Origin of the sequence: Agromyces mangrovi (assembly GCF_030296695.1) — a bacterium.
In the GTDB taxonomy this organism is placed as follows: domain Bacteria; phylum Actinomycetota; class Actinomycetes; order Actinomycetales; family Microbacteriaceae; genus Agromyces; species Agromyces mangrovi.
On record NZ_AP027737.1, the window covers coordinates 2,812,212 to 2,836,047 of the forward strand.

The window sequence follows — 23,836 nt, forward strand, 5'->3', positions numbered from 1 at the left end:
GGCGAGGGCGCCGGCGGCGCGGGTCAGGCGTCGCCGATGGCGAGCAGCAGGTGGCCGCTCGAGACGGTCACGCCGACCTCGGCGTTGACGACGCTGACCACGCCGTCCTTGTGCGCCGCGATCGGCTGCTCCATCTTCATGGCCTCGAGCACGAGGATCAGGTCGCCCTTCACGACGGCCTGGCCGGGCTCGACCGCGACCTTGACGACGGTCGCCTGCATGGGCGCCTTCACGGCGTCGCCGCCGCCCGTGTCGACCGCGTGGCCCGCGGAGCGGCGACGAGGTGCGGGGCCTGCGGTCGGCTGCAGCGACGTGGCGGCGAAGCGCTTCGGGATCGACACCGCGATGCGGCGGCCGTCGGCCTCGACCACGACCTCCTCGCGCGCAGCGGGACCGGCGGGCTCGGCGAGCTCGCCCGACCACGGCTCGATGCGGTTGTCGTACTCGGTCTCGATCCAGCGCGTGTACACGGAGAAGGGCTCGCCGTCGGAGGGCGCGAACGCGTCGTTGCGCACGATGTCGCGGTGGAACGGCAGCACGGTCGGCAGCCCGGCGACCTCGAACTCGTCGAGGGCGCGGCGGGCGCGCTCGAGAGCGTGCTCGCGCGACGAGCCCGTGACGATGAGCTTCGCGAGCAGCGAGTCGAACGCGCCGGAGATCTCGTCGCCCGTGGTCACGCCCGAGTCGATGCGCACGCCGGGGCCGCCCGGGAAACGGAGCTGGTGCACGGGGCCGGGTGCCGGGAGGAAGTTGCGGCCCGGGTCCTCGCCGTTGATGCGGAACTCGAACGAGTGGCCGTGCGCGACCGGGTCGTCGTAGTCGAGCACGCCACCCTCGGCGATGCGGAACTGCTCGCGCACCAGGTCGAGGCCGGTGACCTCCTCGGAGACCGGGTGCTCGACCTGCAGGCGCGTGTTGACCTCGAGGAACGACACGGTGCCGTCGGCGCCGATGAGGAACTCGCAGGTGCCGGCGCCGAGGTAGCCGACCTCGCGCAGGATCGCCTTCGACGACTCGTACAGCAGTCGCGTCTGCTCCTCGGTGAGCCAGGGCGCGGGCGCCTCCTCGACGAGCTTCTGGTGCCGCCGCTGCAGCGAGCAGTCGCGGGTGGAGACCACGACGACGTTGCCCTGGGCGTCGGCGAGGCACTGGGTCTCGACGTGGCGCGGCTGGTCGAGGTACTTCTCGACGAAGCACTCGCCGCGGCCGAAGGCTGCGACGGCCTCGCGGGTGGCCGAGTCGAACAGCTCGGGCACCTCCTCGCGCGTGCGGGCGACCTTGAGGCCGCGTCCGCCGCCGCCGAACGCGGCCTTGATCGCCACGGGCAGGCCGTGCTGGTCGACGAACTCGAGCACCTCGGCGGCGTCCGCCACGGGGTTCAGGGTGCCGGGCGCGAGCGGCGCGCCCACCTTCTCGGCGATGTGCCGCGCAGAGACCTTGTCGCCGAGCTGCTCGATCGCGTCGGGGGAGGGGCCGATCCAGACCAGGCCGGCGTCGATGACCGCGCGGGCGAAGTCGGAGTTCTCGGCGAGGAAGCCGTAGCCAGGGTGCACCGCGTCGGCGCCCGAGCGTCGTGCGACCGACAGGAGCTTGTCGATCACCAGGTAGGTCTCGGCGCTCGTCGCGCCCTCGAGGGCGTACGCCTCGTCGGCGAGCTTGACGTGGCGCGCGTCGCGGTCCTGGTCGGCGTAGACCGCGACCGAGGCGATGCCCGAGTCGCGGGCGGCACGGATGACACGGACGGCGATCTCGCCCCGGTTGGCGATGAGGACCTTGGTGATACGCGGCATGATTCCCCAGCCTATTGGCGCGAGACGCCGCATCTTTGGTGACGGCGCACAAGAAACCCGGCGAAGCGTGGGCGGCGGGCCACAACGCGTGCGGCCCACGGTGTCAGGACCGAGCGGATGCCGCGTGCGGCATGTGCGGCCTCGTCAGCGCCGGTTCCAGAGCGAGGTCCACTCGACCCCGAGCTCGCGCACCAGCTCGCGCAAGGTGGAGAGCGAGAGCCCCACAACCGTGCTCGGGTCGCCCTCGACGCGCGTGATGAACGGCCCGCCGAGCGAGTCGACGGTGAACGCGCCCGCGACCGCGAGCGGCTCGCCGGTGGCGACGTAGGCGTCGACCTCGTCGTCGGTGAGGTCGGCGAAGGCGACGGATGCCACCGACGGGCGCCCGACCGCCGCGCGCGCGACGCCGCCCCGGTGGTCGATCAGCCAGTGCCCCGACCAGAGGTCGCCCGTGCGGCCGCGCTGCGCCCGCCAGCGCGCGGCCGCGACCTCGGGGCGGTGCGGCTTGCCGTGGATGACGTCGTCGACGAGGAACGCGGAGTCGCCGCCGAGGATGAGCCCGTCGATCGGGGCGCCGTCGGGCCCCGTGGCATCCGCACCCTCGCCGTCACCGGACCCCGTGCCGAGCAGCGCCTCGGCCTTCGCGCGAGCGAGCAGCTGCACCATGCGGTCGACCGGCAGCGGCCCCTCCTCGGCCTCGGTGCGGGCGACGAGCGCCTCCTCGTCGACCCCGGGCGGGATCGCGACCGGCTCGATGCCGGCCTGTCGCAGCAGCTGGAGCCGCGCGGGCGAGGTCGAGGCGAGGTACAGGCGCATGGGTCCATCCTGCCGTCTCCGTGAGACGCTTGACGGATGGCACGCACCCTCGAGCTCGACGTCGGACCGGTCGCACACGGGGGCGTGTTCGTGGCCCGTCACGAGGGTCGCGTCGTGTTCACGTCGGACGCGCTGCCGGGGGAGCGCGTGCGCGCGCAGGTGGTCGACGACCGGCACGACCGGTACTGGCGCGCCGAGACGGTCGAAGTGCTCGAGGCGTCCGCCGACCGTCGTGAGCACGTGTGGGATGCCGCCTCGATCGCGCGCGCCCCGGCCGAACGCGCGGGCGGCGCCGAGTTCGGGCACATCCGCCTCGCCCGCCAGCGCGAGCTCAAGGCCGACGTGCTGCGCGAGGCGTTCGAGCGCTTCGCCCGACTCGAGCAGGCGCCCGTGGTCGAGGCCGTCGAGCCGGGGGCGGACGCGCCGCCCGGGGCATCCGACGACGGCACCGCCTGGCGCACCCGGGTGCGCCTGCAGGTCGCGCCCGACGGCACGATCGGTCCGTTCGCGGCCCGCTCGCACGACGTCGTGCCGGTCGACGCCCTGCCGCTCGCCGCACCGGCAGTCGCGGACACGGCGCCGCTCGGCCAGCGCTTCCCCGGTGCCGCCCACGTCGACGTCGTGGCCCCGAGCAGCGGCGGCGCGCGCGTCCTGGTCGCGGAGCGCGATCGCCGGGGCAAGCCGAAGCGGCCGCCGCGGGGCGAGCTCTCCGAGGTCGTCGAGGGCCGCGAGTTCACGCTCGAGCAGGGCGGGTTCTGGCAGGTGCACGTCAACGCGGCCCGCACGCTCTACCGGGCGGTGCAGGACGCGATCGACGAGGCCGCGTTCGATCCGCGCGCGGCCAACCTGGACCTCTACGGCGGCGTCGGGCTCCTCGCCGCCGCGGTCGGCGACCGGTTCGGCGAGACCGTGCGCATCACGACCGTCGAGGCCGACGAGCGCGCCACCGACCACGCCGCCGCGAACCTCGCCGACTGGGTGGGGGCATCGGCCGTGACCGCGCGCGTCGACCGGTTCGTGCAGGGCCTCGTGGCGACCGCCTCGCGTGCGGAGCGCGACGCGCTGGCACGGTCCACCGTCGTGCTCGACCCGCCGCGCTCGGGCGCGGGGCGCGCGGTCAGCGAGGCGCTCGGGGAGCTGCGCCCGCGCCAGCTCGTCTACGTGGCCTGCGACCCGGTCGCGCTCGCGCGCGACGTGGGGTACCTGCGGGAGGCGGGCTACGAGCTGGAGGAGCTGCGCGCGTTCGACCTGTTCCCGAACACGCACCACGTCGAGGCGGTGGCGCGACTCGGCAGTATCGTTGCCTAGGTGCGACGCGAGCGAGGGGTGGGCGTGGAAGCAGGCGAACGGGGCACTGACGTGGCGGATGCGCCGCGCGTGGCGATCGTGGACGACCACGAGGCCGTGCGACTCGGCCTGCGCGCGGCCTGCACCGAGGCCGGGTACGACGTCATCGCCACCGCGGCGACCGTGCCCCAGCTGGTCGAACGGCTCGGCGGCGAGTCGTGCGACGTCGTCGTGCTCGACCTGTCGCTCGGCGACGGCACGTCGGTGACCGACAACGTGCTCGCCGTGCGAGCGACGGGATCCGCGGTGCTCGTGCACTCGATCGCCGACCGCGTGGCGAGCGTGCGCGAGTCGCTCGCCGCCGGCGCCGCGGGCGTCATCCCGAAGTCGTCGCCCATGGACGTCGTCATCCGGTCGATCGCGACGGTCGCGAACGGCGACGTGCTCAACAACCTCGAATGGGCGAGCGCGATCGAGGCGGACTCCGAGTTCGCCAAGGCGCAGCTCGGTCGCCGGGAGCGCGACGTGCTGCACCTGTACGCGTCGGGCCTGCCGCTGAAGATGGTCGCGCTCCAGCTCGGCATCGCGCACTCGACGGCGCGCGAGTACCTCGACCGCATCCGCGCGAAGTACGTCGAGGTCGGGCGTCCGGCGCCGACGAAGGTCGACCTGCTCCGCCGCGCGGTGGAGGACGGCATCCTGCCCGGCCTCGATCCCGAGGGCGGGGATGGCCGCGGCTGAGTCGCCCCTCGCGCGCCTGAGCCCGCGCCAGCGCACGGCCGTCACCCGTGCGCAGATCGAGACCGTCGCCGCGCGGGCCCTCGGGTTGTTCGGCCTGGTCTTCGCCGCGCAGACCGCCCCGATCGCCCTCGCGCAGAACCCGGCCCTGTTCGTCGGCGCGGGCACCGTGCTCATGGCGGTGCTCTACGGCGGCGTCGCCTCGCTCGCCATCGCGAGCGTCACCAAGATCGCGGTGCAGCGGGTGAGTCTGCTGTTCGCGGTCGCCTACGCGGCCTCGGTGCTCGCCTGGAACCTGCTCGTGGCCGACCCCGCCGCGCTCGACGGCAGCGCGCCGTGGATCTACTACCTCTGCACGGTCGCCACCACCGCGGCGTGCATCGCGCTGCCCCTCTGGGGCGCCGTCGCGTACACCGTGCTCGTGCCGATCGCCTACGGCGTCGTGCGCGCGGGGCCGGCCGGCGGCGACGCGGGCATCCTGATCGCGGCGCTGGACGCCACCTACGCGATCATCCTGGGCCTCGTCGTGCTCATCATCATCACCATGCTGCGTCAGGCGTCGCGCGCGGTCGACACGGCGCAGGAGGGTGCGCTGCGTCGCTACGACATCGCCGTGCGCCAGCACGCGAACGAGGTCGAACGCGTGCGCATCGACGCGCTCGTGCACGACAGCGTGCTCACGACGATGCTGACCGCAGCAGCCGCCGAGGACGCCCAGGAGCGGGCGCGCGCGGCGCGGATGGCCCGCGATGCAGTCGCCCGGCTCGCGGAGGCCGGCGCCCCCGGGGTGCCCAGCGCGGTCGAGCGCGTCGAGCTGACGGTGCTCGTGCGCCGGCTCCGCGCGGCGCTGTCGACGTTCGCCACGCCGTTCCAGATCCGCGTGGTGCACGCGACCGGCGTGCACCTGCCCGTCGAGGCGATCGAGGCGATCTACTCGGCCGCGGTGCAGGGCATGGTCAACAGCATCCAGCACGGCGACGTCGACGAGGGGCGGCCGATCCGTCGGTCGCTGCGCGTGCGGGGCGTGGGCCGTGCGGGCTCGGTCGTCGAGATCGAGGACGACGGAGTCGGGTTCGAGCGGAGCCTCGTGCCGTCGGGCCGGCTCGGCATCCGCATGTCGATCGAGGAGCGCATGTCGAGCGCGGGCGGCACCGCCCGCGTCGCGAGCTGGCCCGGGGAGGGCACGCGCGTGGTGATCTGCTGGCCGGCCGAGCTCGACGAGACGGAGGGCGCATCGTGATCGCGGTCCCACGCTGGCTGCTCGTGGCGCTGGGGGCGCTGTTCTCCGGGTACCACATCGTGCTCGGCGTGACCTCGCTCGACGTGCCCGCCTCGCCCGTGCCCACGATCGTGGCGCTCGTGCTCTACGCGTTCGCGACCACGATCAGCCTGTGGCCGGCGAAGCAGATGCGGATGCCGCAGTGGATGGCCGTGTTCGACCTCGCCGTCGCGGTGGCCCTGCCGCTGCTCGTCACGAGCCAGCTCGACCCCGCGGCCCCGAGCGGCTACGCGACCTGGTACGTGGCTGCGGTCGGCACGCTCATGACCATCGTCGCCGCCCGGCGCCGGCTCATCGCGGGCTGGGCGGGCGTCATCATCCTCGCCGTGCAGACCGTCGCCTGGGCCGGGCCGATGGCGCTCGGCACCCTCGGCGTCATCGGCAGCATCGTCTGGGTGGCGATCACGCACATGCTCACCTCGGCGCTCGCCAAGGCCGCGCGCGACACCCGGGCGTTCGCGCGCGCCGAGCGCGAGGCGGCCGACTGGCAGGCGGCGCAGGACGCGCACCTGTTCGAGGGGCGCCTGCGCATCGCGCAGACCAGTCGCATCGCGGCGCCCATGCTGCGACGCATCATCGAGCGCGGCGGCGACCTGACCGATGCGCAGCGCCGCGAGTGCCGCATGCTCGAGGCGGCGATCCGCGACGAGATCCGCGGGCGGATGCTGCTCGACGACGACGTGCGCGACCGCGTGCGCGAGGCCCGCGAGCGGGGCGCCATGGTCTCGCTGCTCGACGAGGGCGGCATCGACGAGATGCCCGACGAGGCGCGCGAGGCGGTGCTCGCGCAGCTCGCGGAGGCGATCGCGGCGAGCCGTGCCGATCGCATCGTGGCGCGCACCGCAGCGGCCGGCGGGCCGACCGCGGTCACGGTCGTGGGCGTCCTCGCGGCCTCCGCCGGAGCGCTCGTCGACGAGGACGACGACGAGGTCGAGTTCTGGCTCGAGATCCCGCGGGAGCAGCCGCAGCGGGCGAGCACCGGCGGCGAGGCGACATCCGGGCAGTAGGAAGGGGGCCGGCCCCCAGCCGACCCCCTATCCGAATCCGAGTCGGGGAGACAACCCGAATATCTCCCGGACTCGCCCCCTGACATTCGCCTCGATACCCTGGTCGGCGAATAGGTGGCGGTGTTCCTCGATGGGAATCACCTGTCGATACTCATCCTGAAGGTTGGCGTGCAGACGGGAAAGTCAGCATTTAGGGGGACACGAGGGGGACCGGCGGGGGACACCCGCGTCGGTCAGCCCCGGAACGACCGCCAGCCGCCCGGTTCGGCGACCACCGGCTGCCGCAGTCGGGCGCGCGGATGCGACCATTGGTCGCGCACCCGCACGGGCTGCGCGTGCCGCTCGGCCTGTTCGGCGCGGATGGCGGCTGCGACGACCGCGACGGCGGCCGCGGCCTCCTCGGCGGACACGTCCGGGGTGAGCACGCGCACGTCGGCCGCGTCGAACTCCTGGTCCGGCGGCGGGGTGATCTGGGCCATGGTCGACTTCCTCCGGGCCTACAGGGGGATGTTGCCGTGCTTCTTGGGCGGCAGGCTCGCGCGCTTGGTGCGCAGCGCACGCAGCGCCTTCGTGACCGTCACGCGCGTCGCGGCGGGCTCGATCACGCCGTCGAGCTCGCCGCGCTCGGCGGCGAGGAACGGCGAGGCCACGTTGTAGGTGTACTCGTTGGCGAGCTTCGTGCGCACCGCAGCGACATCCTCGCCCGCCTCCTCGGCGCGCTTGATCTCGCCCCGGTAGAGGATGTTCACGGCGCCCTGCCCGCCCATGACCGCGATCTCCGCGGTCGGCCAGGCGAAGTTCAGGTCGGCGCCGAGCTGCTTCGAGCCCATGACGATGTACGCGCCGCCGTACGCCTTGCGGGTGATGACGGTGACGAGCGGCACCGTCGCCTCCGCGTACGCGTAGAGCAGCTTCGCGCCGCGGCGGATGACGCCCGTCCACTCCTGGTCGGTGCCGGGCAGGTAGCCGGGCACGTCGACGAGGGTCAGGATCGGGATCGAGAACGCGTCGCAGAACCGCACGAAGCGGCTGGCCTTCTCGCCGGCCTCGATGTTGAGGGTGCCCGCCATGGCGCTCGGCTGGTTGGCGATGATGCCCACCGAGCGACCCTCGACACGGGCGAACCCGATGAGGATGTTCGGCGCGAACAACGGCTGCACCTCGAGGAACTCGCCGTCGTCGACGATGCCGGCGATGACGTCGTGCATGTCGTAGGGCTGGTTCGGCGAGTCGGGGATGAGCGTGTTCAGTCGGCGGTCGCCGTCGGTCGTCTCGAGCTCGACCTCGCTGTCGTAGACCGGCGCCTCCGACTGGTTGTTGTCGGGCAGGTAGCCGAGCAGCGTGCGCACGTAGTCGAGCGCGTCGGACTCGTCGCTCGCGAGGTAGTGCGCGACGCCGGAGACCTTGTTGTGCGTGAGCGCGCCGCCCAGCTCCTCGAAGCCGACCTCCTCGCCCGTGACTGTCTTGATGACGTCGGGGCCGGTGACGAACATGTGGCTGGACTTGTCGACCATGACGACGAAGTCGGTGAGCGCGGGGAGTACACGGCGCCGCCCGCCGCCGGGCCCATCACGATAGAGATCTGCGGGATGACGCCCGAGGCGGCCGTGTTGCGGCGGAAGATCTCGCCGTACTTGCCGAGCGCGACCACGCCCTCCTGGATGCGCGCGCCGCCCGAGTCGAGGATGCCGATGATCGGTACGCCCGTCTTGATGGCGAGCTCCATGACCTTGATGATCTTCTCGCCGGCGACCTCGCCGAGCGATCCGCCGAACACGGTGAAGTCCTGCGAGTACACCGCGACCTGGCGGCCGTGCACGGTGCCCGTGCCGGTCACCACGGCGTCGCCGTAGGGGCGCTTCGCGTCCATGCCGAAGGCGTGCGTGCGGTGGCGCACGAACTCGTCGAGCTCGACGAACGAGCCCGGGTCGAGGAGCTCCTCGATGCGCTCGCGCGCCGTCATCTTGCCCTTGGCGTGCTGCTTCTGCCGGGCGACTTCACCGGCCGCGGTCACGGCCTCGTGGAAGCGCTCCTTCAGGTCGGCGAGCTTGCCTTCGGTGGTGGAGAGATCGGGTGCGGCAGGGGTCTCGTCGGTCACGCGGTTCACTCTACCGGCCAGCCTCCGGGCGAAACCGTTGACGGAATCCCACAAAAGCGGGGCGTGCGGCTGGTGGCATCCGCCTGTCGCGGCCGTGCCCGGGCGCTAGCGTATGCGTCAGGAGGTCGCATGGAATTCCCGCTCGCACGCGCCGCGGTGCCCCGGTTCCTCGCACTCGACGAGGCCGGCTCGACGAACGACGAACTGGCCGCGCGCGCCCGCTCCGAGGCATCCGACTGGCCCGACCTCTCGGTGCTCGTGACCGACGACCAGACGCGCGGTCGCGGGCGGCTCGGCCGCACCTGGCTGGCGCCGTCGGGCAAGTCGCTCGCGATCTCGATCCTGCTCAGGCCCCGGATGCCCGATGGTGGCGAGCTGCCCCCGGACGCCCTCGGGTGGCTGCCGCTCCTCGCCGGCGCCGCGATGACCCGCGCGGTGCGCGCCGCGGTGCTGCCCGCGGGCGCGGCGACGACCGAGCCCGACGAGTCGTCCGTGATCGACGGCGACGGCACGGGCGGGGTGGACGTGTGGCTCAAGTGGCCGAACGACGTGCTCATCTCGGGCTACAAGGTCTGCGGCATCCTCTCCGAGCTGCTCGCCGACGAGCATGCGGTGCTCATCGGATCGGGCCTGAACGTCTCGCTCGACGAGCACGACCTGCCGACGCTCACCTCCACCTCGCTCTCGCTCGTGACCCACGCACCGGTCGACGCCGACGCGGTGCTCGCCGACTACCTCACCCGGTTCGCCGGCCTCTACCGCGGCTTCCTCGAGGCGGGGGCGGATGCCTCGGCCAGCGGCCTCGCGGACGAGGTGACCGAGCTCTGCGGCACGCTCGGCACGCGCGTGCGCGTGGAGCTTCCGGGCGGAGCCGAGCTCGTCGGGGTCGCATCCGCTCTGGACGATGCGGGTCGCCTGGTCGTGCGCGACGAGTCGGACGACGGCGCCGAGCGGGCCGTCGCGGCCGGCGACGTGACCCACCTGCGGTATTAATGGGCGTATGGCGATGACGGACCCGACGCACCCCGGGGTCCCGCGGAGCCCCCGCCCGAGCGGGTGGTCGCGCGCGTGCGGCGCCACGCGCGCATCCTCACCGTGCCCGTGCTCGTGCTGCTCGCCGTGAGTGCTGCGACCGGATTCGCGATCGGCAACCTGCCCGAGGTCTGGATGGAGTTCGCGCTGGTCGGCATCGGCGCGATCGTGGTGTTCGTCTTCTCCGTGCTGCCGTACCTGGCGTGGCTGACCCGCCGCTACACGATCACCACCCGCAGGCTCATCCTGCGCGGCGGTCTGTTCGTCGCCACCCGGCAGGAGCTGCTGCACTCCCGCGGCTACGACGTGACCGTGCGGCGCAACTGGTTCCAGTCGATCTTCGGCTCGGGCGACGTGCGCATCAACACCGGCCACGAGACGCCCGTCGTGCTCTCGGACGTGCCGAACCCCACCCTCGTGCAGCGCGTGCTGCACGACCTCCAGGAGCAGACGAACACCCTCGTCGCCGAGCGGCGCCGGCTCGAGCAGTCGGCGGCCACGGGGCCGCAGGTCGCCTGGGGCGGGCGTTAGCGGGCGCGTGCCGGACTCCCGACCGGTCGCCGCTCAGCCCTCGACGATCTCCCGGAGTCGCGGGCCGAGGTATGGGGTCAGCGTATGCGCGAACGTCGCCGTCAGGTGGCGCCCGTCGCGTGTGACGATGACGTTGCCGACCACGGGCGAGCAGGTCTCCGGGCCGCACATGTAGTCGACCAGGTCGATCAGGTGGGCATTCGGATCCGCGGCGGCAGCGCCGGCGAGCCCGCCGTCCGGGAGCGCCTCGGCGCGAGGGCGGGTGCACTCCGCGGCAGCGTCGAGCCCGTGTGCGGCGACGCACTCGATGATGGACCGGCTGAAGAGCGGGTTGTCCTGGATCGCTATGACCGGAACGTCCCGATCCCGGACGGACCACGCCTCGAGCAGGCCGTCGACACGTACCGACAGGGCGTCCGCCCGGGCGACCCCGTCGAGCCGGGCGCCGCGGGAGTGCGTCACGATGACGGCGTCGTAATCGCTCTCGGCGATATGGTCCATCGCTGCGCCGACCCACGTTCGGCAGTTCTGCGATGAACGTTCCGATGGTTTGAACTGCGGCGCCGTCGTCAGGTAGCACCCGGAGTGACCGGCGACGTCGATCGACCAACCGTACTCGTCGGCGATGCGCTCGTAGACTCCGATGAGGGTGTTGTTGTGCGAGTCACCGATGGCGAGCAGATGCCGGGTGGGCTCGGTCGACCCCACCGTGCAGAGCGTGAGCTCCCCGGTGTCTCCGCGGGCCCAACACTCCGGGCGATTGTCGTCGTCGCCTTCGATGCCGTCGATCGCCGGTACCAAGGTGCCGGCGAGATCCGGGTTGTGACACGGGTCGAGTACGGGATCGAGGGCAGCGGCACCGAGGCAGGCGGGTGCATCGGCTTGCAGCGCCTTCGCTTCCGCAAGGGCTCGGTCGCGCTGCGCGGCCTGAGCGCTCACACCAAGTGCCGCGGTGAGTACGGTGGCGAGTACGACCGAGAGCGGGAGCAGGACGGTACGCCGCACGCCCATGGTCGGCCGGAGGGCGAGGATCGGCTCGACGACCCAACGCTGGGTCGCGAGAGCGAGGGCGCTCGCCAGGAGCAGCACGGCCATCGCGCCGAGCGGACCGACCGCTTCCCTGTCCCGCAATGCGAGGTAGCCGATCAGCACAGGCCAGTGCCAGAGATACAGCGGGTAGGAGATACGGGCGAGCAGCCGCACCGAACGGAGTTCGAGCGCGCGGTCTGCCCCGAAGCGGGTCGGGCTGCCCGCGGCGAGCACGACGAGGATCGCGCCGCCGATCGGCACGAGAGCGGGTACGGATGGGAAGGAGGACGCACCGTCGACCAGCCAGCCCGAGGCGAGGACGAGAATGAGGCCCAACCAGCCGATCACCGTGCGCAGTCCTTCGCGCAGGGGTGGCCTTCGTCGGTAGCCGATCGCGAGGAGGGCACCGGCGGCGAACTCCCAGAACCTCGCGAAGCTGTCGAAGTAGGCGACCTGGGCGTCGCGCGCGTTCGACCAGACCGCGTAGGCGAACGACGCGACAGCGAGTGCGGCGACGCACATCGCCAACACGCGTCGCGCGGAGTCGGGGCGGATCAGCATCGTGATCAGCGCCACTGCAGCCGGCCACGCGAAGAAGTACTGTCCTTGGATCGAGAGCGACCAGAAGTGCTGGAACGGGCTGGTATCGGGTCCTGCTGCGCCATAGGCGAGTTGGGAGCGGATGAGTTCCCAGTTCTCCAGGTACAGCGCCGATGCGATCAGTTCCGTGCCGTTCTGGATCCAGGTATTGGCCGGCAGGAGCAACACGACCATCACACCCGTCGCGACCAGCACCACAACGGCGGCCGGGACGAGGCGGAGAAGCATCCGGCCGTAGCGCCGTCCGAGCTCGATACTGTTGCCTCGGGCCGCCGAACGCGCGAGCGACGCGGTCAGCAGGAAGCCGGACACGAACAGGAAGACGTCGACGCCGCCCGAGACACGCCCTGCACCGAAGAGGTGGAACACCACCACAAGGGTGAGGGCGACGCCACGGAGGCCATCGATCTCGGAGATCCAGTTGGGGTTCGGGTGCGGGGGTCTGCGGCGGATCGGGGGTAGCCCACCGCATCCGTCATCGTCGGCATGTCGGGAGCGCCTCGGGCTTCGGGGTCGGGAACCCGACGAGTATACGCACCCGGAACTGAGCGGGCGGGTCGTGCCGGACGTCAGCGTCCGTCGGATGCGGGCGCGGTCGCCTCCCCGGGCTCCTCGAAGAGCGCGCGCTCGGCCTCCTCGACGCGCGCCAGCTCGGACAGCCCGTCGGCGCGGTGGTGGCCGAAGACCCACCAGCGGTAGAGCGCGAAGCGGAAGAGCGTGCCGAGCCCGAGGCCGATGACGTTCGACGCGATGTTGTCGGCCAGCAGGCTCGTGAAACCGAGCACGTGGTGGCTGACCCAGAGGCAGATGAGGGCGATGGCCATGCCGCCGAGCGAGACGATCAGATACTCCGCGAACTCCCGCAGGTAATTCCTGCGGCGGTGCTTGCGGAACGTCCAGTACCGGTTGCCGAGCCAGTTGAAGACGATGGCGATGCTCGTCGAGATCGTCTTCGCGCCGAGCGCCGACTGCGCCCAGCCGTCGTCGCCGAGCAGGCCCAGCCGCAGCAGGTTGAAGACCGCCACGTCGATGACCAGTCCAACGAGGCCGACGACGCCGAACTTCAGGGCGTACGTGATCACTCCGTGCCACAGGCGCTCGAGCGCGGAGCGGACGGAGGCGGGCATGTGCGACATCCTAGGCGGCCCGATCGCGTCGATAGACTGGGGTGCTTGTCGGCGGCGCGGAAGGAGCGACGTGAGAGTCGGAGTGATCGGTGGCGGACAGCTGGCGCGGATGATGATCCCCGCGGCGGTCGAGCTGGGCGTCGAGATCCGGGTGCTGGCGGAGGGGAGGGGATGTCGGCGGCGCTCGCGGCGACCGCCGTCGGCGACTACCGCGACCGGGACACCGTGCTGGCGTTCGCCCGGGACGTCGACGTGGTGACGTTCGACCACGAGCACGTGCCGCAGGACGTGCTCCACGCACTCGTGGACGCCGGTGCGGCCGTGCACCCCGGTCCGGAGGCACTGGCCGTCGCGCAGGACAAGCTCGTCATGCGGGAGCGCCTGTCGGAACTTGGACTGCCGGTGCCGGACTGGGCCCGCGTCGAGACGGCCGACGAGCTCGAGGACTTCATCGCCGAGCACGGCGGCAGCGCGGTCGTGAAGACCGCGCGCGGCGGCTACGACGGCAAGGGCGTGCGGGTCGTGCGCGCCGCCGCGGAGGTGGCCGAGTGGTTCGCCACGCTCGCCGAGGACGGCAACGCGGGTGCGCTCCTGGTCGAGGAGCTGGTCGACTTCCGGCGCGAGCTCGCGCAGCAGGTCGCGCGTCGACCGAGCGGGCAGATCGTCGCCTGGCCGGTCGTCGAGACCGTGCAGGTCGGCGGCATCTGCTCCGAGGTCATCGCACCCGCGCCCCACTCCGCCGGCCGTATCGCCGACCTCGCCGAGGACATCGCGGTCCGTGTCGCCGAGGGCCTCGGCGTCACCGGCATGCTCGCGGTCGAGCTGTTCGAGACCGTCGACGGCCGCGTGCTCATCAACGAGCTCGCGATGCGTCCGCACAACAGCGGCCACTGGAGCATGGACGGCGCGACGACCGGCCAGTTCGAGCAGCACCTCCGGGCGGTGCTCGACCTGCCGCTCGGTGCCACCGGGTGCCGCGAGCCGTGGTCGGTCATGGTGAACGTGCTGGGCGGCCCGGCCGAGGGGAGATGGTCGACCGGTATGCGGCGATGCTCGCGTCGCATCCGACCGCCAAGGTGCACAACTACGGCAAGTCGCCGCGGCCCGGCCGCAAGATCGGCCACGTCACCGTGTCGGGCGACGACCTCGACGAGGTCGTGTACCAGGCGCGCGCGGCCGCGGCGGTCTTCGCCGACTGACGCGAGCCGCGCAGGCGATCCACGGAATTCGCCCGTACGATCGTCGCGTGGCAGAAGCAGCGAACGCGCCCGTCGTGGGCGTCGTGATGGGATCCGACTCCGACTGGCGCGTCATGCAGGCGGCCTCGGAGGTGCTCGACGAACTCGGCATCGCGCACGAGGTCGAGGTCGTCTCCGCGCACCGCACGCCGGAGAAGATGATCGCCTACGGCAAGGAGGCGTACGCCCGGGGCATCCGCGTCATCATCGCCGGCGCCGGCGGCGCCGCGCACCTGCCCGGCATGCTCGCGAGCGTCACGACCCTGCCCGTCGTGGGCGTGCCCGTGCCGCTGTCGACGCTCGACGGACTCGACTCGCTGCTCTCGATCGTGCAGATGCCGGCCGGCGTGCCCGTCGCGACCGTCTCGATCGGCGGCGCGAAGAACGCCGGGCTGATCGCCGCGAAGATCCTCGCGACGGCCGATCCGGAACTCACGCAGCGCCTCGCGGAGTACGCCTCGGCGCTGGCCGCGCTCGTCGAGGAGAAGAACGAGCGCCTCAAGCAGGCGCGATGACCCTCACCGCCAGCCCGATCCGGTTCCCCGACCCGTCGTCGCGGCCGCTTATGACGCGGCGCGGCTGGTGGCTCGTCGTGCTCAACGTGCTGATTCCCGGCTCCGCCCAGGTGCTCGCGGGCAATCGACGGCTGGGCCGCTTCGGACTCGGTGCGACGCTCGCCCTCTGGACGCTGGTCGCGGTGACCCTCGTGGCCTGGTGGTTCTGGCCCACCGTCGTCTACACGATCGCAAGCAACTCGTTCGCGCTCTGGGGCATCGCGGCGCTCCTGGCGTTCTACGCGGTCGTCTGGGTGGTGCTGACCCTCGACACCCTCCGCCTGGTGCGACTCGTCAAGACCGCACCGATCGCCCGCCCCGCGATCGCGGTGCTCGGCATCGCGGTCATGGTGGGGCTCTCGGGCACCGCCGCCTACGGGGCGTACGTCGCGACGACCGCGAGCGGCTTCCTCTCCACGGTGTTCGTCGCCGGGCCGCCCGAACTCGCGATCGACGGCAAGTACAACTTCCTGCTGCTGGGCGGTGACGCCGGACCCGATCGCGACGGGCTCCGCCCAGACAGCATCTCGGTCGTGAGCGTCGACGCCGAGACCGGGCAGGCCGTCACGATCGGCCTGCCCCGCGACCTGCAGTACGCGCCGTTCTCCGAGGGGTCGCCGATGGCCGCCGTCTACCCCGACGGCTACGGCGCGAACGGCTGCGACGTCGACGTCTGCCAGCTCAACTCCATCTACACCGAGGTCGAGCTGAAGAGCCCGGAGATGTACCCGAACGCGGTCGCCGAGGGCAGCGAGCCGGGCATCGAGGCGATGCGCGACGCGGCCGAGGGCATCACGGGCCTGCCGATCCAGTACTACGTGCTCATCGACATGCAGGGCTTCGCCGAGCTCATCGACGCACTCGGCGGCGTGACGGTCGACGTGCCGCAGGACATCCCGATCCACGCCGACGAGACGTTCACGACGGTCGCCGAGTGGATCCCCGCGGGGAGCAGCACCTCGACGGCAACTACGCGCTCTGGTACGCGCGCTCCCGCCACGGCACGAGCGACTACGACCGGATGCTCCGCCAGCGCCAGATCCAGGAGGCGATGCTGCGCCAGTTCACCCCGGCGAACGTGCTGACGAAGTTCCAGGACGTCGCGGCGGCCGGCTCGCAGGTCGTGAAGACCGACGTGCCGCAGAGCATGCTCGGCTACTTCGTCGACCTCGCGTCCAAGACGCAGGAGCTGCCCATCGTCGACCTCGAGATGGTGCCCGCGAGCGGCATCGAGCCCGAGGACCCCGACTACGAGTACATCCGACAGCTCGTCGACGAGGCGGTGTTCCCGCCCGAGCCCGAGGAAGGCGAGGGCTGACGGATGCCGCGCCGCGGCGCGTCGGCTACAGGTCGGCGTGCAGTTGCCAGACGCGCTCGCCGACGTCCTGCCAGGTGAACATGCGCGCGCGGTCGGTGCCCGCGATGGCGAGCGACTGCCGCAGCGCGGCGTCGCTCGCGAGGCGGGCGATCGCGTCTGCGACGGCGATCCGGGAGGTCGCGTCCACCGGAACGCCCGCGTCGGCAGCGGCCTCGTGATGCACGGGCGCGTCCGCGTGCACGACCGGGACGCCGAGGCTCAGCGCCTCGATGACGGCGGTCGCATCGTGGGCGTCGAGGCGCAGGTCGACGAACGCGACGGCTCCGGCGAGCAGCGCCGCGAGCGCTGCGGGGCCCGGCTCGGCGATGGTGCGCGTGCGGACGGAGGTCCCGTTCCGTCCGGCGTCGGCTCCGTCGCGCGGTGACACGTCCTCCGGCGTCACCAGCACGAGGTCGATGCCCCGCGACTCCGGAAGGTCCAGCGCGTCCTGCAGCGACGCGACCGTGTCGTCGTCCGGCGATGCGCACGCGACCACGTAGGTGCCAGGCTGCAGGTCGAGCGAGGCGCGGATCCGATCGGCATCCGACGGGACGACCAGACCGGCACGGGGTGCGCTGCCGATCACGCGCACGCGGTCGCCGAGGTCGGCGAACTCGGCGAGCCGCTCCGCGAGGGCGTGCGAGGGCACGACCACCGCGTCGGCGTGCTTCGTCGCTCGGCGCAGCGCGGCACGCTGCCACGCGACGGCGACCGAGCCGAGCCGCTGCGGGTCGGTCCAGGCGAAGAGGTCGTGCACCGTCACCACGACCTGGGTGCCGTCGAGCGCCCGATCGTGCCGCTTGAGCGGCGCGAGCAGGCTGGGCGAGTGCAGCATCCCGCCCGGGCCGCCGATGCCGAGCTGCCAGGCCGCGGCCAGCTCCCGACGCTGCAGGGTCGTGGTCGTGAGGTCGCCCAGGTCGGGGACGGCGGTGCGCACCCGGCGGAGGTCGCGTCCCGGGACCGAGGACACGATGCCCTCGATGCTGCACCCGGGCGGCGTCGAGGCGACGAGGGCGCGTGCGAGGTCGGTCGTGTACCGGACCAGCGGTCCGCCTGTCGCAGCGGCGATCGGGTCGACGACGAGCTGCAGCCGAGTCGTCATGCGCGCCTGAGGAATCGGCCGAGTCGGGCGGGCACGGGGCCGCGGATGCGAAGGAACCCGTGCACGCCGCCGGCGGCGATCGCGACCGCGTGTCGGAGGCGCTCGGGACCGCTCAGGACCGCATCGATGCCCGGCCCCGTCTGGCGCTTGACGACCGCGAGCGTCCACCGCCGATGGGTGCGGAAGTAGCGGAAGATCAGGTCGATGTTGTTGCGGGTGATGTAGTACTGGCGGAACGGCGAGTGGTACTGGTACTCGTAGGTGCCGTTGCGGTTGCGTCGGCGCACGCCGAACGGCCGGTACGGCACCATCTCGCCGAGCTCATGCGCGATGTCGGTGCCGTCGGCGACGGCGATGCGGAACCCGCGCGAGCGGACCCGCAGGCAGAACTCCGTGTCCACGCAGTCGATGACGAGCCGCTCATCGAACAGGCCGGACCGCTCCAGGCACTCGCGCGAGATCACGAAGCCCGATTGGATGGCCTCGGGAACGAGACCGAGCCCCTCGGGAGATCGCCAGGTCGGGATGGACGGCGCGCCGTTGACCGCGTCGGCGCAGACGATGCCGAGCCGGGTCACCGCGTTGGCCCGCGCGAAGGTGTCGATGCAGGCGGCCACGTAGCCGGTCGGCAGCAGCGTGTCCTGGTCGGTGTTGACGACGAAGTCCGCGCCGTCGGCGAGGGCACGGCGCACGCCGGCGTTGAGGGCTGCGGCGATGCCGGAGTTGCGCTCGAGCCGGGTGACCTCGACGCCGGCATCGGCGAGTTCGGCGGCGACGCCGTCCGCGACCTCGCCCGACCCGTCGTCCACGGCGTAGACGGCGTCGACCTGCGCGGCGAGCGCGGAGATGTTGCCGACGACGCGGTCGTCGGGTCGGAACAACGGCACGACCGCGACGACGCGTGGAGTGCTGCGGCTCCCGGTCGTCCGGCTCCCGCGGGTCGTCTTCGGCTCTGGCACTACGCTAGTTTAGGTCGGTCGTCGAGAGGATCGGTGCGAACCACGTGAACGAAGCCGCTGGCCCAGGCTGGGCAGATGACGCCGCCGGCGTCGAGTTGAGCCCCGAGGAACGGGCCGCCGAGGAGCGCCTCGCGCTCGTCGACCGGATCACCGGGCTCGAGGCGCAGGTGGCGGAGTTGCAGAGCGCGCCGCTGCTGTCGCCGACCGAGACCGTGGCACTCGAGCGCAACGTCGCGGCCATGCAGGGCTCGACCACGTGGCGCGTCGGCCGGGCCGTCATGTTCCCGGTCCGGGCGCTGCGCTACGCGAAGCGGCGGTTCCTGAGTTGAACGACGCTCCGAGTCGGATCGAAGCCTGGATCGACGCGGCGGGGCACGCCACCGAGGACGTCGACGAGATGATCGCCTCCGTGCTCGCCGCCGGCGTCCCATCGGACGCGGTGCGGGTGGTCGCCACGGAGGACGAGCCGTCCGCCCGCGAGGATGGAGTACGCGTCGTCCCGGCCGACGTCGATGTGCTGAACCGTGAGTGGCGTGCATCCGATGCCGAGTTCCTCATGCTCATCCGCCGGGGGCGCGTCGAGCCGGAGGCGATCGAGCGCGTGACCGCGTTCCTCGACCGCTTCCCCGGCGTGCACATCGCGTACGGCGACTCAGTCACCACACAAGGTTCGAGCCCGCTCACGCGTCCCCGGTTCTCGCCGATCCGCCTCCGCAGCAACGACTATCTGGGACCGATCGTCGTGGTGCGACGATCCGTGCTCGAATCGCTGGACGGTTTCCGGCCCGGGGCCCGACGTGCACAGGTCCTCGATCTCGTGCTGCGGGCCGACGAAGCCGGTCTCCCGATCGCGCTCGTCCCGGCCGTCCTCGCGCGGGAGGACCTGGCCGACGTGGACTTCGCCTCGAGCGCCGACGCCCAGGAGCGCGTGGTGCGCGACCACCTCGAGCGCTGCGGCGTCGTCGCGGAGATCGAGCGCGTACGGCCGTTCACGCGTCGTCTGCGGTACCGCATCGAGGGCGACCCGACGGTCTCCGTCGTCATCCCCACCCGCGGCGGTTCCGCGCACGTGGCGGGTTCCGACCGGGTGCTGGTCGTCGAGGCGATCCGCGGCATCGTCGAGCGCTCGACCTATCGGAACCTGGAGTTCGTCGTCGTGTGCGACCGGGAGACGCCCGAGCACGTCGTCGCCGAGCTCCGCGCGCTCTGCGGTGATCGGCTCCGCATCGTGCTGTGGGACGCGCCGTTCAACTTCAGCGCGAAGATGAACCGCGGCGCCGTCGCGGCGACGGGAGAGTACCTGCTCCTCCTCAACGACGATGTCGAGGTCGTCACGGACGACTGGATCGAGTCGATGCTCGGGCTCGCCCAGCAGCGCGGCGTCGGCATGGTCGGCGCGATGCTGTACTTCGAGGACTCCACCGTCCAGCATGCCGGTCAGGTCTACACGGGCGGTGTCGCCGGCCATGCGGCGTTCGGCTGGCCGGGTGGGCGCGACGACGCGCTCGGCTCCCTGGCGACGGACCACGAGGTCTCGGGGGTCACCGCCGCGTGCGCGTTGGTGCGGCGCGAGGTGTACGACGAGGTCGGCGGCTTCACGCTCGCGCTCCCGGGCAACTACAACGACGTCGACCTGAACATGAAGATCCGTCAGACCGGACGGTCGATCGTGTTCACCCCGTGGGCGCGGCTTTACCACTTCGAGTCGAAGTCGCGCGACCCGCGCATCCTCCCGACCGACATCGAGACGCTGCAGTCACGATGGCTGCGGCGGATGCAGGTCGAGATGTACTCGCGCATGCTCTGACGGGCGGCGTGGTCGCCTCGCCGGGATTCAGCCGGAGAGGGCGCCTGAGGACGCGGCAGCGTGCAGCGCCTCGCGCCATGGGCGCATCGGCGTGAGGCCCGCGCTCGCCCACGCGTCGTGGCCGAGCACCGAGAACGCCGGGCGGGGTGCAGGCCGGACGAATGCCGTGCTGTCCGTCGGCGTGATCCGCTCCGGGTCGAGCCCGGCCTCCTCGAGCACGGCGCGAGCGAACCCGAACCAGGAGGTGCGACCGCCGTTGGTGCCGTGGTAGACGCCGCCCGGGGCATCCGAGTCGAGCAGCTCGACGGTCTTCGCCGCGAGGTCCGCGGTCCAGGTGGGCTGACCGACCTGGTCGTCGACGACGCTCCAGGCGTCCTTCGACTCCGCGAGACGCAGCATCGTCTTGGCGAAGTTCGGCCCGTGTGCCCCGTAGAGCCACGCTGTGCGGATGACGAACGCGGCGTCGCCGCCATGCTCGAGGACGAGGCGCTCGCCCGCCGCCTTGGTGCGTCCGTAGGCCGAGATCGGTGCGTGCGGCGTCTCCTCGGCGTAGGGCTCGGTGGCGGAGCCGTCGAAGACGTAGTCGGTCGAGTACTGCACGATGCGGGCGCCATGGCGAGCGGCGGCGGCGGCGAGGTTGCCGGCACCGGTCGCGTTCACCGCGTACGCGACATCCTCGTGCTCCTCGGCGTCGTCGACCTTGGTGTAGGCGGCTGCGTTGACGATGACGTCGTGACCGGCCACGGCGTCGAGCACGGCTGCCGCATCGGTGACGTCGAGGTCGCCGCGTCCCAGCGCGGTCACCTCGCGGTCGGCCAGGGCCGCCTGGAGGTCGGTCCCCAGCATCCCGGTGGCTCCGGTGACGAGGTAACGGCTCACGTCACTGCCCCTGGGCGGTGTAGCGGGCCTCCGTGGCATCCTTCTGCGGCGCCCACCAGGCCTCGTTGTCGCGGTACCACTCGATGGTCGCGGCGAGGCCGGCCTCGAAGTCCGAGTACCGCGGCGTCCAGCCGAGCTCGGTGCGCAGCTTGGTCGAGTCGATCGCATAGCGCAGGTCGTGCCCGGGGCGGTCCTTCACGTGCTCGTAGGCGTCGGCCGGCTGGCCGAGCTGCGTGAGGATCAGCTCGACGACGTCCTTGTTGTTGCGCTCGCCGTCGGCGCCGATGAGGTACGTCTCGCCGATCTCGCCGCGCTCGAGGATCGCCAGCACGGCCGACGAGTGGTCGTCTGCGTGGATCCAGTCGCGCACGTTCTCGCCCGTGCCGTAGAGCTTCGGTCGCTGCCCGCGGAGCACGTTCGTGATCTGGCGGGGGATGAACTTCTCGACATGCTGGTAGGGCCCGTAGTTGTTCGAGCAGTTCGAGATCGTGGCCTGCACGCCGAACGAGCGCACCCAGGCGCGCACCAGCAGGTCGCTGCCGGCCTTGGTCGACGAGTAGGGGCTCGACGGGTTGTACGGGGTCTCCTCCGTGAAGCGTGCGGGGTCGTCGAGCTCCAGGTCCCCGTAGACCTCGTCGGTGGAGATGTGGTGGTAGCGGGTGCCGTGGCGGCGCGCGGCCTCGAGCAGCGTGTAGGTGCCGATGATGTTGGTGTCGAGGAACGGTCGTGGGTCGTCGAGCGAGTTGTCGTTGTGGCTCTCGGCCGCGTAGTGCACGACCGCGTCATGCTCGGCGAACAGGCGGTCGACCAACTGGGCGTCCACGATGTCGCCCCGGATGAACCGGAAGCGGTCCTCGGGCAATCCCTCGAGCGAGGCCAGGTTGCCCGCGTACGTCAGCACGTCGAGCACCGTCACGTCGTGGTCGGTGTGCTCGATCAGGTGGTGGACGAAGTTGGAGCCGATGAAGCCGGCACCGCCGGTCACGAGGAGTCTTGACACCCGAACATCCTACCGATGCCGGAACACGGTCGCGCCGGCGCCCCGACCCGGGGCCGGCACCCGAGCGTCCGCTTCAGTGCGTCGGCTGCGAGCGCAGGTAGGCGTGGAACTCGTCCTTGAGGCCGATCATCGATCGATACTGGTTCGTCTCGTCGGCCACGAATGCGAACGGGGCGTCGGACTTGCGCAGCGTCCACCCCAGTCGAGTCGCGCGGTCGCTCATCCAGAGGTCCTCGATGAAGCTGTACCGATCGGGGAGGTGGTCGAAGAACGTGGGGTCCGAGGCGATCGAGCCGTCGATGATGCAACCGCCGGTGCCCACGTAGTTCGCGTCGTCGCCGGCGTCGAGCGGCGAGCGGTCCCAGTACGACGACTCGGTTCGCCATGCGTACACCCCGGCGATCGAGCGTGGCCGGTGGTCTGCGAGCAGCGTCGACATGAACTCCGGCTCCGTCACCTGGTCGTCGTCCAGCAGCACGACCGGGGCGACGCGGTCGCCGACGAGCTTGCGCACGACCATGAAGCGCGCGACGCCGCCCACGTTGACCGGGGAGGTGAACGTCTCGACCGACCGGAGCGCCCCCATGGGATGGAACGCGGCCAACTGGCGGCGCAGGAGCGCGGCGTTCGACCCGCGGTTGTTCCAGAGCACGAGCCGGATGCCGTGCGGCAGGTCCTGGGCGTCGAGCTCGCGGAGCAGGTGGGGAACGCGCTCCGGTCGGTTCCAGAGGCACATCACGACGAGGAGCGCGTCGGGATCGACACGTCCGACGCGCCGACGCAGCCGGAAGCCGCCGCGAGCGTAGAGGGCGCGTGCCGCGGTCCGAAGGTACCGCTCCGACCGTCGTCGGATACCGGTTCGGAGCGCATGCACGGTGGGAGAGTATAGGTGACCGTCCCCGTCGCCCCGAATCGGCTGGGGACAGCGGATCCGGGCGGTCGTTCCGCAACCGCGCACCAGCGTGCCACGCGGGTGCGCGGTTGGTAGGATGCCTCGGTGCAGATCCGCGAACTCGAGATCCCCGACAGCTACGAGATCACCCCGAAGCAGTTCGGCGACGATCGGGGAGTGTTCCTCGAGTGGTACCGGTTCGACCGGCTCGAGGAGGCGATCGGGCACCCGCTCTCGCTCGCCCAGGGCAACACCTCGGTGTCGAAGCGAGGCGTCGTCCGCGGCATCCACTTCGCGGACGTCCCGCCGAGCCAGGCGAAGTACGTCACCGCGACGCACGGCGCGGTGCTCGACTTCGTGATCGACATCCGCGTCGGCTCGCCGACGTTCGGGAAGTGGGACTCGGTGCTGCTCGACGACGTCGATCGTCGCGCCATCTACATCGCCGAGGGTCTCGGCCACTGCTTCGTCGCGCTGACCGACGACGCGACCGTCAGCTACCTCGTGACCTCGACCTTCAACGCCGAGCGCGAGCACGGGATCGATCCGCTCGACCCCGACGTCGGCCTGGTGTTCCCGGACGCCGCGGGGGAGCCGCTGCTGTCGCCGAAGGACACCGCGGCGCCGAGCCTGGCGGAGGCTGCGGCATCCGGGCTCCTGCCGACCTGGGACGCTGCACGCGCCTACTACGACGTACTGAACAAGGGAGTCTGA

The 23,836-nt window shown here is 71.7% G+C and carries 21 protein-coding genes and 4 pseudogenes; 14 read left to right on the forward strand and 11 right to left on the reverse strand.

Annotated features, from left to right (window positions below; genetic code table 11):
• Nucleotides 1-23: 23 nt before the first annotated feature.
• Nucleotides 24-1,790, reverse strand: coding sequence for an acetyl/propionyl/methylcrotonyl-CoA carboxylase subunit alpha (locus tag QUE38_RS13380; protein WP_286308766.1), 1,767 nt, complete (start codon nucleotides 1,788-1,790; stop codon nucleotides 24-26).
• A 144-nt stretch (nucleotides 1,791-1,934) separates the two neighbouring features.
• The gene (locus tag QUE38_RS13385; RefSeq protein ID WP_286308767.1) at nucleotides 1,935-2,606 is read right to left on the reverse strand and encodes a Maf family protein; all 672 of its coding nucleotides are present in this window, start codon (nucleotides 2,604-2,606) and stop codon (nucleotides 1,935-1,937) included.
• Nucleotides 2,607-2,642: 36 nt separating this feature from the next.
• On the opposite strand from QUE38_RS13385, the gene QUE38_RS13390 reads away from it, so the two are divergent.
• Genes QUE38_RS13390 through QUE38_RS13405 form a run of 4 tightly spaced genes read left to right on the forward strand, consistent with a single transcriptional unit; the run spans nucleotide 2,643 to nucleotide 6,917 of the window.
• Nucleotides 2,643-3,914: a class I SAM-dependent RNA methyltransferase gene (locus QUE38_RS13390; RefSeq protein ID WP_286308768.1), complete on the forward strand. Its 1,272-nt coding sequence runs from the start codon at nucleotides 2,643-2,645 to the stop codon at nucleotides 3,912-3,914.
• Between the two features lie 51 nt (nucleotides 3,915-3,965).
• Nucleotides 3,966-4,634, forward strand: a complete 669-nt coding sequence (locus QUE38_RS13395; RefSeq protein ID WP_286308769.1) for a response regulator transcription factor — start codon at nucleotides 3,966-3,968, stop codon at nucleotides 4,632-4,634.
• The gene (locus QUE38_RS13400; RefSeq protein ID WP_286308770.1) at nucleotides 4,621-5,871 is read left to right on the forward strand and encodes a sensor histidine kinase; all 1,251 of its coding nucleotides are present in this window, start codon (nucleotides 4,621-4,623) and stop codon (nucleotides 5,869-5,871) included. Before QUE38_RS13395 ends, QUE38_RS13400 begins: the two co-directional genes overlap by 14 nt.
• Nucleotides 5,868-6,917 (forward strand): hypothetical protein, encoded by a 1,050-nt coding sequence (locus tag QUE38_RS13405; RefSeq protein ID WP_286308771.1) that lies wholly within the window; start codon nucleotides 5,868-5,870, stop codon nucleotides 6,915-6,917. The genes QUE38_RS13400 and QUE38_RS13405 overlap by 4 nt, the downstream gene beginning before the upstream one ends.
• A 233-nt stretch (nucleotides 6,918-7,150) precedes the next feature.
• On the opposite strand, the gene QUE38_RS13410 is transcribed toward QUE38_RS13405, so the two are convergent.
• Nucleotides 7,151-7,396, reverse strand: coding sequence for an acyl-CoA carboxylase epsilon subunit (locus QUE38_RS13410; protein WP_286308772.1), 246 nt, complete (start codon nucleotides 7,394-7,396; stop codon nucleotides 7,151-7,153).
• 18 nt (nucleotides 7,397-7,414) lie between these two features.
• A pseudogene (locus QUE38_RS13415) lies at nucleotides 7,415-9,024 on the reverse strand (acyl-CoA carboxylase subunit beta).
• A 120-nt stretch (nucleotides 9,025-9,144) separates the two neighbouring features.
• Here QUE38_RS13415 and QUE38_RS13420 point away from each other — a divergent pair.
• A complete protein-coding gene (locus QUE38_RS13420; RefSeq protein WP_286308773.1) occupies nucleotides 9,145-10,008 on the forward strand; it encodes a biotin--[acetyl-CoA-carboxylase] ligase in 864 nt (287 codons plus the stop codon).
• A 63-nt stretch (nucleotides 10,009-10,071) separates the two neighbouring features.
• Complete coding sequence (locus tag QUE38_RS13425; protein ID WP_286308774.1) at nucleotides 10,072-10,578, forward strand: PH domain-containing protein; 507 nt, start codon at nucleotides 10,072-10,074, stop codon at nucleotides 10,576-10,578.
• 33 nt (nucleotides 10,579-10,611) lie between these two features.
• Here QUE38_RS13425 and QUE38_RS13430 read toward each other — a convergent pair whose 3' ends face one another.
• Both QUE38_RS13430 and QUE38_RS13435 read right to left on the reverse strand, forming a co-directional pair.
• Nucleotides 10,612-12,576 carry an acyltransferase family protein gene (locus QUE38_RS13430; RefSeq protein ID WP_286308775.1) on the reverse strand — a complete coding sequence of 655 codons (1,965 nt, stop codon included), beginning with the start codon at nucleotides 12,574-12,576 and terminating at the stop codon, nucleotides 10,612-10,614.
• A gap of 200 nt (nucleotides 12,577-12,776) precedes the next feature.
• Nucleotides 12,777-13,343, reverse strand: coding sequence for a GtrA family protein (locus QUE38_RS13435; RefSeq protein ID WP_350227476.1), 567 nt, complete (start codon nucleotides 13,341-13,343; stop codon nucleotides 12,777-12,779).
• A 100-nt stretch (nucleotides 13,344-13,443) separates the two neighbouring features.
• Between QUE38_RS13435 and QUE38_RS13440 the strand changes: the two are divergent.
• From QUE38_RS13440 to QUE38_RS13460, 5 genes and pseudogenes are all read left to right on the forward strand, one after another.
• Nucleotides 13,444-14,533 (forward strand): annotated as a pseudogene (locus QUE38_RS13440) (5-(carboxyamino)imidazole ribonucleotide synthase).
• Nucleotides 14,534-14,619: 86 nt separating this feature from the next.
• Complete coding sequence (gene purE, locus QUE38_RS13445; protein WP_286311834.1) at nucleotides 14,620-15,087, forward strand: 5-(carboxyamino)imidazole ribonucleotide mutase; 468 nt, start codon at nucleotides 14,620-14,622, stop codon at nucleotides 15,085-15,087.
• Between the two features lie 386 nt (nucleotides 15,088-15,473).
• Nucleotides 15,474-15,974, forward strand: a pseudogene (locus tag QUE38_RS17910) (LCP family protein); the annotation flags it as partial.
• A gap of 86 nt (nucleotides 15,975-16,060) precedes the next feature.
• Nucleotides 16,061-16,132, forward strand: a pseudogene (locus tag QUE38_RS17915) (hypothetical protein); the annotation flags it as partial.
• Between the two features lie 45 nt (nucleotides 16,133-16,177).
• Nucleotides 16,178-16,444, forward strand: a complete 267-nt coding sequence (locus QUE38_RS13460) for an LCP family protein (RefSeq protein WP_286311897.1) — start codon at nucleotides 16,178-16,180, stop codon at nucleotides 16,442-16,444.
• A 25-nt stretch (nucleotides 16,445-16,469) separates the two neighbouring features.
• On the opposite strand, the gene QUE38_RS13465 is transcribed toward QUE38_RS13460, so the two are convergent.
• Both QUE38_RS13465 and QUE38_RS13470 read right to left on the reverse strand, forming a co-directional pair.
• A complete protein-coding gene (locus QUE38_RS13465; RefSeq protein WP_286308777.1) occupies nucleotides 16,470-17,585 on the reverse strand; it encodes a glycosyltransferase in 1,116 nt (371 codons plus the stop codon).
• Complete coding sequence (locus tag QUE38_RS13470; RefSeq protein WP_286308778.1) at nucleotides 17,582-18,544, reverse strand: glycosyltransferase; 963 nt, start codon at nucleotides 18,542-18,544, stop codon at nucleotides 17,582-17,584. The genes QUE38_RS13465 and QUE38_RS13470 overlap by 4 nt, the downstream gene beginning before the upstream one ends.
• Nucleotides 18,545-18,588: 44 nt before the next feature.
• On the opposite strand from QUE38_RS13470, the gene QUE38_RS13475 reads away from it, so the two are divergent.
• Nucleotides 18,589-18,873: a hypothetical protein gene (locus tag QUE38_RS13475; protein ID WP_286308779.1), complete on the forward strand. Its 285-nt coding sequence runs from the start codon at nucleotides 18,589-18,591 to the stop codon at nucleotides 18,871-18,873.
• Complete coding sequence (locus tag QUE38_RS13480) at nucleotides 18,870-20,351, forward strand: glycosyltransferase family 2 protein (RefSeq protein ID WP_286308780.1); 1,482 nt, start codon at nucleotides 18,870-18,872, stop codon at nucleotides 20,349-20,351. Before QUE38_RS13475 ends, QUE38_RS13480 begins: the two co-directional genes overlap by 4 nt.
• Before the next feature lie 27 nt (nucleotides 20,352-20,378).
• Here the strand turns inward: QUE38_RS13480 and rfbD are convergent, their stop codons facing one another.
• The 3 genes from rfbD to QUE38_RS13495 form a co-directional block, all read right to left on the reverse strand.
• Nucleotides 20,379-21,230, reverse strand: a complete 852-nt coding sequence (gene rfbD / locus QUE38_RS13485; RefSeq protein ID WP_286308781.1) for a dTDP-4-dehydrorhamnose reductase — start codon at nucleotides 21,228-21,230, stop codon at nucleotides 20,379-20,381.
• A 1-nt stretch (nucleotide 21,231) separates the two neighbouring features.
• Complete coding sequence (gene rfbB / locus QUE38_RS13490; protein WP_286308782.1) at nucleotides 21,232-22,230, reverse strand: dTDP-glucose 4,6-dehydratase; 999 nt, start codon at nucleotides 22,228-22,230, stop codon at nucleotides 21,232-21,234.
• Nucleotides 22,231-22,303: 73 nt separating this feature from the next.
• Entirely contained in the window at nucleotides 22,304-23,104 is an 801-nt protein-coding gene (locus QUE38_RS13495; RefSeq protein WP_286308783.1) for a glycosyltransferase family 2 protein, read from the reverse strand.
• Nucleotides 23,105-23,227: 123 nt separating this feature from the next.
• On the opposite strand from QUE38_RS13495, the gene QUE38_RS13500 reads away from it, so the two are divergent.
• Nucleotides 23,228-23,836 (forward strand): dTDP-4-dehydrorhamnose 3,5-epimerase family protein, encoded by a 609-nt coding sequence (locus QUE38_RS13500; RefSeq protein ID WP_286308784.1) that lies wholly within the window; start codon nucleotides 23,228-23,230, stop codon nucleotides 23,834-23,836.